This is a genomic window from Campylobacter sp. US42a, from assembly GCF_004379055.1.
GTDB classification, from domain to species: Bacteria; Campylobacterota; Campylobacteria; order Campylobacterales; family Campylobacteraceae; genus Campylobacter_D; species Campylobacter_D jejuni.
This window is the reverse complement of the sequence record NZ_RYYK01000001.1, coordinates 261,330-273,608: the sequence shown is the minus strand read 5'-3', so window position 1 is coordinate 273,608 and position 12,279 is coordinate 261,330. Positions and strand designations below refer to the sequence as shown.

The window sequence follows — 12,279 nt, the reverse complement described above, 5'->3', positions numbered from 1 at the left end:
TTCAACCCTTAAATTTTAAGTTTAAAAACCTTAGCATCTCTAGAATTAATCACCAAGTCAAATAAATTCTTATCATAATTTCCTAAAAAAAACATTTGCACATAAGCACTATTAAACATGGTTTTATCCATTAAAATAAATTGTGCGTAAGGAATAGCACTATCCTTTAAATAAAAAATATAAAACTGAGCCTTATCATCGATTGGAGTGATTTTGTATTCACCTTGTTTAATAGAATTAATCTCTACGATACTATTTACAGAAACCACATTATCACCTATTTTAAAACTTCTAAAATCATCGCTTAAAACCACTCCGTTGCTAAGATAAATTTCTCCATTTTTAACATCAAGTGGATAAGCTGTGCTAAAGGTAAAAGGTTTATCCAAAACCCCTGTATCTAAATTAATAAAAGAAAAACTAGCCACCGTAGAAAAAATCAAAGACATTCTAGCAGGCATATAAAGATAAATATCACGAGTTTTTGGCGTATCGATTTTAAAATCAGGTTTTGATAATGAAGCTAGAAACAAATCCACATTGCTTTGATTATAATCTTTCATCATGGCTTGTAAAATGTCTGTTTTTAAAATATCATTTTGCGGAGCATAAAAGCTTTTTTCTGTATATTCTACACTAAGTCTTGCCATATTAGCTGCAGCTTGTTCATCTTTGCTTAAAGCAAAAGAAGGGAAAAAATTATCCCTACCTAAATGCTTTCCACCATCTACTAAAGTTTTCACATCGCTATAATAACGCACAGGATAACCATAATCCCACCAAGTTACCACATAATCTTCTCTATTGGCTATATTTTTTAATTGATTTAATAATGATGCTTCATTTTGAGAAAAAACTGTTGGTGCTTTATAGTTGTAAATATGAATAAATACTGGAGCTAAAGTCAAAATAGTTGCAAAAACAATACAAATATTTGAAGTTAATTGGCTATATTTTTTAACCAATATAGCCTTAAACTCGCTCAATAAAAAACCAAATCCTAAAGCCATTACAGGTACAGAATAAATGGTAAATCTAAGCCCCCCTTTTAAGGCTAAAAACCCAAGCACCAATATAGGTAAAGCCATAACCATACTTTTATGTTTTCTCAAAAGCCATACAAAACCAAACAAAGAAAACAAGAAAACAATTTCACTACCACTAATTCTTCGCATAAATTCGCTAAGATCTACATTTTCAACTTCTTGTATGGTTTGATTGACATTAAAATACATAAAGCCCTGTGTTAAATTCGCACTTTCATCACTTCTAAAAATATAAAATTTAAGCTGATAAAGTATGGGATCAACCCCACCGCTTAAAATCAAAAATATCAAAGTTACACTAGCTAAAATTCCTATAATCATAAAATTTAAGCGTTTTTGCTCTAAGGCGAATAAAGCAAAAAGTATTACTATAATGGCACTTTGATAAAACCATGCTATATTTGAAAGAGTAAGAGAAGACAAAATCACAGCTATATAAAAAATCTTTTCTTTTCTATGAAAAATAAGTGTATAAATTAAAAAAAGTCCAATTAAAGCTACATTTAAAGTATAACTTGAAGGATACCACCAAAGATAAATTCCTATAAATAACGGCAAGGCAATCAATGAAAAAAAGTCTTTTTTTAAAATCATTCTTACCATAAAAAATAAAATAAACATAGGTAAAACAATTACCAGCATATCCGTATCATAATACCCACTCATAGTGCGATTATAATAACTGTTTGCTATGCTTGCTAAAAGAGCAGCTACAAAGCCCATTAAAGGACGTTTGTATTCATTAGCTAGCAAAATAATAGGAATCACCACCAAAGAAGATAAAAAAGTACTCATATATAAAATGATACTTTCAAAAGAAAAAGGTGTGACTTTATAAAGCCAATAAGTAAGCGCGGATAAAGAAGATCCATAATAACTCAAATCATTAGGCTGATGAAAACCTGCTATCATATCTCTTGCGCCCTCAGCAAAGGCATAGCCATCGTTTGAAATGATCATTAATTGATTATTGAAAAAATACTCATTAAACTCACTTGCCCACCAAACCCAATAAAACCTGCAAAATACACTAAAAACATAAGCTAATATAACCATCGCAAACAAAACTAAATAAGGGTTTTTTAAATACTCTTTTTTCAACATCTTTTATCCTAATAAATATTTCAAAGCATCACGTGCAATTTTTACTTTATCAAAAGCCTTAGCCCTAGTTTTAGCCTTATTTTTATACGCTTTTCTTAATTTATCATCTTCAAGCATAGTCTTTAAACCCTGAAACATGGAGTTTTCATTATCTACTTCTACTAAAAGTCCAAATTCATCATCTCCAAAAAGCTCTCTTGCACCACTTTTATGATCAGTGCAAACTACCGCACAAGAACAAGCTAAGCTTTCAATTAAAACATTTGAAAAACCTTCAAACACAGAAGCAAAAGCAAAAAATTCACATTTAGCCATGTATTTATAAGGATTATTATCAAATCCTAAAAGCAAAATCTTTTCTTCTAAATTTAATTCTTTAATCAAAGCTAAAAGCTCATCTTTAAGCACACCTTCACCTAAAATCACAAGCTTTAAATCTGTTTTCAATCTCGCATAAGCACGAATTAATAAAGCATGATTTTTACCTTTATCAAGCCTGCCTACACTTAAAATAAATTTATCTTTTAAAGCTATATCTTCAAGAGCTTTTTGCTCTATGTTTTCTAAATCGATGGCATTGTATAAAATTTCACATTTTTTTGGATTTATACTAAAATTTTGCACTAAATCTTCTAAATTTCCTTTAGAATTAGGCAAGATTAAATCAGCCCTTGGATAAAGTAAAGAAATTAAAAATTTATTTGCCAAAGAATTAAAATTATTTTTCATATACATCACACTTGGTGTAGTGCATTCATTGATCACAAGGCGAGTTTTGTTTCCAAACATTCTTGCCATTAAAGCTATATAATTAGGTCGATTTAAAAAAACAAATTCTGTATCAATGCCTAAATTTCTGCAAAGTTTTTTGTATTTTAAAGCCAAAAAAGGTAGTTTTAAAAATTTCAAAATAGGATTTTCACTAGGTTTTGAACATTCTAAAAAATGAATTTGACACTCTGGAATTTCATAAGAAATTTTATCATTCATCAAGATCAAATGCACTTCAAATTTCAAACTTAAAATAGGCAATAAAGTCGCCACAACTCTTTCAGCACCACCACTTCCTAAAGAATAAATAAAAATGCCTAATTTTTGCATAAAGCCACCCGAATTTTTGATAATTTTTCAATCATATTATTTGGAATTATACTTAAAATGAGTAATATCAAAGCAGGAGCGTTGATTTTTATACTCAGGCTTTTAAACAAACATTTATAAAGAGCTTTATAATTTTTTGCAAGTTTTGCATAATAAGCTGCCATTTTATAATAACTCGCACAAGTTTTTTTATAATCTTCATCCTTACTCATTCTAAGTTCATTTTCTAAAATTTTAGCAAGCTCTAAATATCCCAAATACACTCTATAAGCATTTTTACTCGCCCCTAAAGTCACGCTATCTTGCCTATAAATCCTATAAATCCTAAAAGCTTTATGGATATAAAAACTTTTTTCCTTGTATAAATTTACCCAAAGGGTGGCTTCATTGCCATAAAATTCTTCATTAAAACGCTTGTTTTCAAGTAGAGATTTTTTAAAAACAGAAAAAAACTCTCCGCTAAATTTAGCCATTAAAAAATCTTTTTTAGAAATTTCGCTATCTTTTTCCAAGCCCTTGCCGCTAAATTCCTTGCTTAAATTTCCTTCTTTTTCTATCAAACAATTTCCAAAAACATGAGCATAACCCTCATTTGCTTTTTGCATCAAGGTACTTAAAGCCCCAGATAAAAGCTCATCATCATCATCTAAAAAAGTTACAAACTCGCCACTTGCTTGATCTAAGCCATTGTTTTTATTGCCATTTGGACCTTGTTTGTAATTTTGATTTAAAAAATACTTAATGCGATCATCATCTTTTTGTAAATTTTGCACCACACTTTTAGTATCATCACTAGAATTATCATCACTTATAATAATTTCTAAATCTTTAAAATCTTGATTTTGTATGCTTTTAATAGCCTTTTCTAACAAAACTTGACGATTAAAAGTTGGTACTACAACAGAAAGTTTAGGCATTTTTAACCTCGGCTATAAGCTTAAGCCATTCTTCTTTGATATGAGAAATTTCAAAGTCTTTACACCTTTGTTTGGCATTATTTACAAGTTCTTTTCTAAAATTTTCATCATTTAAAACAAGTTCAAGTTTTTTAGCAAGTGCTATTTCATCATCACAACCTACCAAAAGTCCATCATGATTATCTTTGATCAAATCCTTAGCACCATTATAATAAGAACTTGAAATTCTACAAACCTCAAAATACAAACTTTCAATTAAAACCGTTGGCAAACCCTCTACAAAAGAACAAAGGCAAAGTGCTTTTGCTTTTTCATAAAGAGTCTTGACATTTTCAACGCGTCCTAAAAAATCAACTTTTATTCCTAAAGATTTTACCTTATATTCAAGTTCTTGCCTTAACTCTCCATCTCCTGCTATAACAAATTTATAATTTTCTTGCAAATTTTTATCCAAATGCACTATAGCTTTTAAAAACATTGCAGGGTTTTTGTTGTAATCTAAACGCCCTATAAAAAGAACCAAATTTTCCTTTTCAAAACTAGAATCAAAAGGAATCTCATCGCTAAAATGACAAGGGTTTAATAAAAGCTTAACCCTTTTTACAAATCTTTCATAATATACCTTATCACTGCTTCCAAGCACACTTAAAGCATCACAAAAAGGATAACTTACCCTTCTTAAAAAACGCCAAATTTTAGGTTTTAAATACGCCTCATTGCTATGCTCACTTATAATGAGTGGAGTTTTAAGCCCTATTTTCGCAGCAATACAAGCAATATTAGTCGTATCCAAAAAAGAAATAAAAACATCAGCCTTACTTTCTTTTAAAGCCTTTCTTAAAGCAAAAAATTTCTTAAAACGACTTGCGATTTTATGATAAAGCGTGTCAAATCTAAATTGTTCTAAACTTGTAACTTTAACTTCATTTTCAAGCTTATAAAAAGATTCTCCTGCATGAAATTTAATAATACTTACTTCATGCTCTTTACAAAGTGCATTAGCCAAGGTTACTAAAACACGCTCAGCGCCTCCTGAATTTAAAGTTGCGATAATAAAGCTTATTTTCATTATTTCTCCTCCTTAAGCTTACCGTGTTCTAAACGATAAACCTTATCACATTGCGTTATCGTAGAAAGGCGATGTGCGATAATAATCATGGTTTTATCTTTAGAAATTTTATAAATTTCATCCATGATTTTTGCTTCACTTTGAGTATCAAGCGCAGAAGTTGCTTCATCAAGCACTAAAATTTCAGGCTCTAGATATAAAGCTCTTGCTATAGCTATGCGTTGTTTTTGTCCCCCGCTTAAATTACTCCCCCCATCACCTACTTTTGTTTGCACTCCTTGAGGTAAATTTTTTATAAAATGCTCTAAATTTGCTTGTTTGATAACCCTGTTAAGTTTTCCTTCATCAACCGCATCTGTAAAAGTGATATTTTTAGCTATGCTATCATTAAAAAGATAGATATTTTGCGGAATATAGCCTATTTTTTGGCGATAATTTTTTGCATTACTTGCATTTAATTCTTGCTTATCAATTAAAATTTGCCCTTCTTTTGGTTTTAAAAGCCCTATGATAAGATCTACTAAGGTACTTTTTCCACAACCACTCTCCCCTATAAAAGCGATTTTTTCGCCTTTTTTAATGTTTAAATTAAGATTTTTAAATAAATGTTTTTTTCCCTCATAACCAAAGCTAAGATTGCAAATTTTAAGCTCTTGATTAAAGCTTAATTTTTCCTCGCCCAAATTTTCTTCTTCTTGTCTTAAATTTTGATAAATAATATCCAAAGAAGAATGATAATAAAGCAAATCATGATAACTTGTGATAATACGATTTGCGCTTGGCATTAAGCGATAAAGCGCTAAGACAAAAATAGAAATCGTGGATAAAATACCTGAAATATCACTTTCATTTTTCAAAACCAAAAATACCACGATAAAAACAAGTATGCAAAAACCTATTCCTTCAAGATAAATTCTAGGCACTGCAGCTACGCTTTCATTGGTAATATTCGCTTTAGAAAAAGCTTCACTTTGTGCTTTAAAAAGGCTTAACACTCCATCTTCTTTGGTTTTAAGCTTGATAAATTTGAAATTATTTAAATTTGTATTTAAAATTTCGAAGAAATTTTTCATCGCTTCTTCACGTTTTAGTCCTGCTTTTTTAATGATAGGACTTAAAATTTTCACTAAAATAAAGGCATTTAATACCATAAAAATACTTAAAAATAAAGTGATTTTATAATTAATCAAAAGCATTAAAGCATAAAGCAAAAGCACTACAAAAATTTCACTCATCAAAAGTAAAAATGATGAAATCATAGTGCTTAGATTATAAACTTCCCCTGTAATGGACTTTAAAATTTCAGATTGATTTTTTTGAGTAAATTTTTCATAATTAATATTTAAAAATTTAGAAAAAACCTTATAAGCAATCGCGTGATAACGCCCTTTAGAAAATCTTGCCAAAAGATGAAAATAATACGCATTTAACAAAGCTCTAAACACATAAAAAACAATAAGCCCCACTCCAAAATAAACAATGATTTCAAAAACAGGGATATTAAGATATTCTTTTAGGCTGATTAAATATTTATTACGATCAAAATAAGAAAAATCACTAGCCAAAGTGATAAAAGGCATTACCAAAGAAATTGCAAAAGTTTCTATAAAAGAAACAAATACTGAAAAAACAAGCAAGAAAAATAAAAAATTTTTATCTTCCTTGCTTAAAATAAAAAAAAGTTTTTTTAACACTGTTTTTCCCAATCAAAAGCAGATTTACAAATAAGCTCTAAATCATCATATTTAGGCTGCCAAGAAGTAAGATTTCTGATTTTACTTGCATCAGAAATCAACACACTAGGATCGCCCGCACGGCGTGGGGCAAGTTCTACTTTAAAATCCACTCCGCTAACTTTTTTCATCGCTTCAATCACTTCTTTTACACTAAAACCATGTCCATAACCTACATTAAAAACATTGCTTTCATTCTCTTGTAAATAATCCAAAGCCGCTAAATGCGCGCTTGAAATATCATCTACATGGATAAAATCTCTTATGCAAGTACCATCTTTTGTATCATAATCATCGCCAAATATGAAAAGTTTATCACGTTTTCCTGCGGCACATTCAGCTGCAACTTTTATAAGCAAAGTCGCTTTTGGATAGCGTTGTCCTAAAGTATAATCCATGCAAGCACCTGCAACATTAAAATATCTTAAAATACAATGCTTAAATTCAGGATTTGCCATACTTGCATCACGCAAAACTTCTTCGCTCATAAGCTTACTACGACCATAAGGATTAATAGGCGCTAAAGGGCTTGTTTCGCTCACAACAGGAGTTTGTGGTTCGCCATAAGTGGCTGCCGTTGAAGAAAATATAAATTTATTCACTCCAGTTTGCAAACAAGTTTCGATGAGATTTGTTGTATTAACAGTGTTGTTCATATAATATTTTAAAGGGTTTTGCATACTTTCAAAAACTTCAATGCTTGCTGCAAAATGCACAATAGCGTCAAATTTTTCTCTCTCAAACAATGCTTTTACACCTTGAAAATCACTTAAATCTTGTTCAAAAAATTTAAAAGCTCTTATTTTTTGCAAATCTTCTATTGCGATTTTAGAGCCCTTAGAAAGATTATCTAAAACACAAATTTCATGATCTGTTTTTAAAAATTGTCTTAAAGTATGAGAACCAATATAACCTGCGCCACCGCTAATAAGAATTTTCATCATCATTCCTTTTTTTAAAAATGTCAAAAATAAATTTTAATATATTTTCTTAAATACTTAAGATCGAACTTTTGAAATTTCACTCTCACAAGCTTTTGCAAAAACTTCTGTATAAGAACGATCTGATTTTTTTTCACGCAAAAAATCTCTCATATAAGAAAGAAAATCAACATAATCTTCTTCACTAACATTACCTTTAATAAATTCATATTTTAAAAAAAGCATATAGGTATTTAAAACATCACTTTCACAATATTCGTGAATTTTTTCAAGTTCATTTTCATAAAAAAGTTTCATCACCTCATCGCCATGCACATCATATTTTCCTGGCAAACCCACCATAGAGCAAAGTGTATCAAGCTTTATTCCACGCCCATTAGATCCTAAGGATTCTAATAAATCACAATGTTTTAATTCTGAAAATCTTGTTTTATAATTATTCCATTTATCGCTTTGAGTATCTAAATAAGTTGCTGCTTTTAAATTGTATTTTAAAGCCCTTAAAACAAGAGCAGGCATATCGAAATTTTTACCATTAAAGCTGACTAATTTTGGCTCATAATTTTCTATAAAATTAAAAAAATTCTCAATCATTTCTTTTTCATTTTGCCCATCAATTTTATTTACTTTGATAAATTTTCCAAAATTATCACTTAAAACCGCACAAATACTGATGATTTTATGATAAGGCAAAGGCAAAAACTCACTCCCGCTTTGTTCTTTTTGCCACTGAAGTGCTTTTAAACTTACTTCTAAATCACTTCCTTCAAAACCTAAAGTTTTACGGATAAGCTCAACATCTGGCACACTCTCACAATCAAAAACACAAATATAACCTTCATTTTTTGCCATTTTTTAACCTTTTTTTAAATAATTTCGCTAAAATCATAGCAAAAATTTTAAAATATTAGGCTTTTAATGAAAATAGCAATTGTTCGTTTGTCAGCACTTGGTGATATTATCCAAAATGCCGTGGTTTTGCAATTTATCAAAAATTTTAAAAAAGATATAGAAATTCATTGGTTTGTAGATGAAAAATTTGAAGGCATACTTAAAAACCATCCTTTAATAGACAAACTCTATGCCCTGCCCTTAAAAGACAAAAAAATTTTAAAAAGCCTAAAAATTCTTCTTAAAGCAAGAAAAAACAACTATAATGCAGTAATAGATCTACAAGGGCTTATAAAATCTGCTATTGTAAGTCGAATTTTAAGTAGAAATAATTTTGGTTTTGATAAAAATAGTCTTAAAGAAAGTTTTGCTCATAATTTCTACAACCAAAAACTTGAGTTAGATTACAATGAAAATGTATTTGTAAGATACTTAAGTCTTACCTCCTTTATGTTAAATACTGATTTTAATGTCAAAAATTTAGCCTTTAAACAAGATATTTTTAGCGTAGATGAAAATTTAAAACAACTCTTAAACAATAAACTCAAGCTCGACAAAAACGAAAAAAACATACTCATACACGTGGGTTCAAGTGTAGAAAATAAAATCTATCCTAAAACCAAACTTGCTATACTTTGCAAACTTTTAATCAATGAATTTCAACAAGCAAAAATTTGGCTCGCTTGGGGAAATGTAAAAGAATACGAATTTGCTAAAGAGGTTTTAAATCTTAGTGGTATTGATGAAACACATATAGAATTAGCGCCAAAATTCAGCCTTGAAGAACTAATGGCTTTTACAAAAATGATGGATCTTATCATAGGAAATGATAGCGGCCCAACACATTTGGCTTTTGCTTTAAATAAGGCATCTATTACGATTTTTGGTGCAACACCAAGCTACCGCAATGCTTTTCAAACTCATATCAATAAAATCATTGATGCAGGTAAAAAAATCCAAAATGCCAAGCATATCGATAAAAGTGATTTTTGTATCACGCGTATAGAAGAAGAAGATATCTTCAAACTTGCCAAAGGCTTACTTAATGAAAAATAGTGATAGAATATATCTTAGTCTTTATTATATTTTGAAATTTTTTGTTACTTTTATGCCTGAGTGTATCTTGCATTTTTTAGCTTTGATTGTAGCAAGAATCACTTTTTATCTTAACAAAAAACATCGCAAGATCATCGATATAAATTTGCAAATCTGTTTTCCTCAATACACTCAAAAAGAACGCGATAAACTATCTTTGAAAATTTATGAAAATTTTGCTCAATTTGGAATTGATTGTTTACAAAATCAAAACACCACCAAAGAAAAAATTCTCAATAAAGTAAATTTTATCAATGAAAATTTTCTTATAGACGCTCTAGCTTTAAAGCGTCCTATTATCTTCACAACTGCACACTATGGAAACTGGGAAATTTTAAGCCTTGCTTATGCAGCTAAATATGGTGCGATTTCTATAGTAGGGAAAAAGTTAAAAAGCGAAGTTATGTATGAAATTTTAAGTAAAAATCGCACCCAATTTAACATAGAGCTTATTGACAAAAAAGGCGGTATAAGACAAATGCTAAGTGCCCTAAAAAAGGGGCGAACTTTAGGAATTTTAACCGATCAAGACTGCGCAGAAAACGAAAGCGTAAGATTAAAATTTTTTAACAAAGAAGTGAATTATCAAATGGGAGCAAGCCTTATCGCACAAAGAAGCAATGCTTTGATCATCCCTGTTTATGCCTATAAAGAAGATGGTAAATTTTGCATAGAGTTTTTTAAAGCAAAAGATTCTCAAAATGCAAGTTTAGAAGAACTGACACTTTATCAAGCACAAAGTTGCGAAGAAATGATTAAAAAAAGACCTTGGGAATACTTTTTTTTCCATAAACGCTTTGCAAGTTATAATGAGGAAATTTACAAGGATGTAAAATGAATCTAAAGCAAATAAGCGTTATTATCATCGTAAAAAATGCTGAGCAAACTTTGCTTGAGTGCTTAAATTCTTTAAAAGATTTTGATGAAATTATTTTACTTAACAATGAAAGCACTGATAATACCCTAAATATAGCTAATGAATTTAAAAAAGATTTTGCTAATTTGCACATTTACCACAGTGCTTTTATAGGTTTTGGAGCTTTAAAAAACCTTGCTTTAAGCTATGCAAAAAATGATTGGATTTTAAGCATTGATGCTGATGAAGTACTTGAAAATGAGTGTATTAACGAACTTAAAAACTTAGAATTTGAAAAAGAAGATATCATTGCACTTAGTCGTAAAAATCTCTATAAAGGCGAATGGATAAAGGCATGTGGCTGGTGGCCTGATTATGTTTTAAGAATTTTTAATAAAAATTTCACTCGTTTTAATGATAATTTAGTACATGAAAGTCTTATTCTACCAAGCAATGCTAAAAAAATTTATCTTAAAAATGGATTAAAGCATTATGCATTTAGGGATATTTCTCACTTAATTGATAAAATGCAGCACTACTCAAGCCTTTGGGCAAAACAAAATATGCACAAAAAAAGTGGAGTTTTAAAAGCAAATTTAAGGGTTTTTTGGACTTTTTTTAGGAATTATTTTTTAAAAAATGGCTTTTTATATGGTTATAAGGGTTTTATAATTAGCGTTTGTTCTGCATTGGGAACTTTTTTTAAATACATGAAACTATATGAACTTCAAAGACAAAAACCACAAAGTTGCGCTTTAATAATAACAACTTATAATCAAAAAGAACGGCTTAAGCTCGTACTTGACAGTATCAAAAATCTAGCTTTTTTACCCAATGAAGTTTTAATCGCAGATGATGGTAGCAAAGAAGATACAGCAAGGCTTATTGAAGAATATCAAAAAGATTTTCCTTGTCCTTTAAAACACATTTGGCAAGAAGATGAAGGGTTTAAACTTAGTAAAAGTCGCAATAAAACTATAAAAAACGCTGATAGTGAATATATAATAGTTATTGATGGTGATATGATTTTGGAAAAAGATTTCATAAAAGAACATTTAGAATTTGCACAAAGAAAGCTTTTTTTACAAGGTTCAAGAGTAATTTTAAATAAAAAAGAAAGCGAAGAAATTTTAAACAAAGATGATTATCGTATAATTTTTAATAAAAAAGATTTTAAAAGTTCTAAAAATTCTTTTTTAGCTAAAATATTTTACAGTCTTTCAAAAAAAGATGAAAAAATCTTTAAAAAAACCACTCTTATTAAAGGTATTAGGGGTTGCAATATGAGTTTTTTTAAAGCTGATTTTGATGAACTTGATGGTTTTAATGAAAATTTTATTGGTTGGGGTAGAGAAGATAGTGAATTTGTTGCTAGATTTTTATTTAATAAAGGTATTTTTAGACGCTTAAAATTTAAAGCTATTGCTTATCATATTTATCACAAAGAAAATAGCAAAAAAATGCTTGAAAGCAATCATCAAATTTATTTAGATACCATCAAAAATAAAAAGATTTCTTGGAGATAA

Annotated in this window: 10 protein-coding genes; 3 read left to right on the top strand and 7 right to left on the bottom strand. The window is 29.4% G+C overall.

The genetic code is table 11. The features are described from left to right. Positions 1 to 8: 8 nt before the first annotated feature. The 7 genes from pglB to ELQ10_RS01320 are packed head-to-tail and all read right to left on the bottom strand — an operon-like array spanning position 9 to position 8,763. Positions 9 to 2,150 carry an undecaprenyl-diphosphooligosaccharide--protein glycotransferase gene (gene pglB, locus ELQ10_RS01350; protein WP_134250092.1) on the bottom strand — a complete coding sequence of 714 codons (2,142 nt, stop codon included), beginning with the start codon at positions 2,148 to 2,150 and terminating at the stop codon, positions 9 to 11. A 3-nt stretch (positions 2,151 to 2,153) separates the two neighbouring features. Further along, positions 2,154 to 3,251 carry an N-acetylgalactosamine-N,N'-diacetylbacillosaminyl-diphospho-undecaprenol 4-alpha-N-acetylgalactosaminyltransferase gene (gene pglJ / locus ELQ10_RS01345; protein WP_134250091.1) on the bottom strand — a complete coding sequence of 366 codons (1,098 nt, stop codon included), beginning with the start codon at positions 3,249 to 3,251 and terminating at the stop codon, positions 2,154 to 2,156. Continuing rightward, a complete protein-coding gene (gene pglI, locus ELQ10_RS01340; protein WP_002870505.1) occupies positions 3,239 to 4,168 on the bottom strand; it encodes a GalNAc(5)-diNAcBac-PP-undecaprenol beta-1,3-glucosyltransferase in 930 nt (309 codons plus the stop codon). Before pglI ends, pglJ begins: the two co-directional genes overlap by 13 nt. Next, positions 4,161 to 5,240 (bottom strand): GalNAc-alpha-(1->4)-GalNAc-alpha-(1->3)-diNAcBac-PP-undecaprenol alpha-1,4-N-acetyl-D-galactosaminyltransferase, encoded by a 1,080-nt coding sequence (pglH, locus tag ELQ10_RS01335; RefSeq protein ID WP_134250090.1) that lies wholly within the window; start codon positions 5,238 to 5,240, stop codon positions 4,161 to 4,163. Before pglH ends, pglI begins: the two co-directional genes overlap by 8 nt. Then, complete coding sequence (gene pglK / locus ELQ10_RS01330; RefSeq protein ID WP_134250089.1) at positions 5,237 to 6,931, bottom strand: ABC-type lipopolysaccharide transporter PglK; 1,695 nt, start codon at positions 6,929 to 6,931, stop codon at positions 5,237 to 5,239. The genes pglH and pglK overlap by 4 nt, the downstream gene beginning before the upstream one ends. Then, the gene (gene galE, locus ELQ10_RS01325; RefSeq protein ID WP_002874249.1) at positions 6,925 to 7,911 is read right to left on the bottom strand and encodes a UDP-glucose 4-epimerase GalE; all 987 of its coding nucleotides are present in this window, start codon (positions 7,909 to 7,911) and stop codon (positions 6,925 to 6,927) included. Before galE ends, pglK begins: the two co-directional genes overlap by 7 nt. 57 nt (positions 7,912 to 7,968) lie before the next feature. Further along, entirely contained in the window at positions 7,969 to 8,763 is a 795-nt protein-coding gene (locus tag ELQ10_RS01320; protein ID WP_134250088.1) for a 3'-5' exonuclease, read from the bottom strand. 66 nt (positions 8,764 to 8,829) lie between these two features. Here ELQ10_RS01320 and waaC point away from each other — a divergent pair, with 66 nt between their 5' ends. The 3 genes from waaC to ELQ10_RS01305 are packed head-to-tail and all read left to right on the top strand — an operon-like array spanning position 8,830 to position 12,279. Further along, positions 8,830 to 9,858 carry a lipopolysaccharide heptosyltransferase I gene (gene waaC, locus ELQ10_RS01315; RefSeq protein ID WP_134250087.1) on the top strand — a complete coding sequence of 343 codons (1,029 nt, stop codon included), beginning with the start codon at positions 8,830 to 8,832 and terminating at the stop codon, positions 9,856 to 9,858. After that, positions 9,848 to 10,735 carry a lipid A biosynthesis lauroyl acyltransferase HtrB gene (htrB, locus tag ELQ10_RS01310; RefSeq protein ID WP_134250086.1) on the top strand — a complete coding sequence of 296 codons (888 nt, stop codon included), beginning with the start codon at positions 9,848 to 9,850 and terminating at the stop codon, positions 10,733 to 10,735. The genes waaC and htrB overlap by 11 nt, the downstream gene beginning before the upstream one ends. Then, the gene (locus ELQ10_RS01305; RefSeq protein ID WP_134250085.1) at positions 10,732 to 12,279 is read left to right on the top strand and encodes a glycosyltransferase; all 1,548 of its coding nucleotides are present in this window, start codon (positions 10,732 to 10,734) and stop codon (positions 12,277 to 12,279) included. Before htrB ends, ELQ10_RS01305 begins: the two co-directional genes overlap by 4 nt.

Bases quoted from the DNA above. Each gene is read 5' to 3' on its own strand.
- pglB (WP_134250092.1), bottom strand. From the start codon at position 2,150: ATGTTGAAAAAAGAGTATTTAAAAAACCCTTATTTAGTTTTGTTTGCG.
- pglJ (WP_134250091.1), bottom strand. From the start codon at position 3,251: ATGCAAAAATTAGGCATTTTTATTTATTCTTTAGGAAGTGGTGGTGCT.
- pglI (WP_002870505.1), bottom strand. From the start codon at position 4,168: ATGCCTAAACTTTCTGTTGTAGTACCAACTTTTAATCGTCAAGTTTTG.
- galE (WP_002874249.1), bottom strand. From the start codon at position 7,911: ATGAAAATTCTTATTAGCGGTGGCGCAGGTTATATTGGTTCTCATACT.
- ELQ10_RS01320 (WP_134250088.1), bottom strand. From the start codon at position 8,763: ATGGCAAAAAATGAAGGTTATATTTGTGTTTTTGATTGTGAGAGTGTG.
- waaC (WP_134250087.1), top strand. From the start codon at position 8,830: ATGAAAATAGCAATTGTTCGTTTGTCAGCACTTGGTGATATTATCCAA.
- htrB (WP_134250086.1), top strand. From the start codon at position 9,848: ATGAAAAATAGTGATAGAATATATCTTAGTCTTTATTATATTTTGAAA.
- ELQ10_RS01305 (WP_134250085.1), top strand. From the start codon at position 10,732: ATGAATCTAAAGCAAATAAGCGTTATTATCATCGTAAAAAATGCTGAG.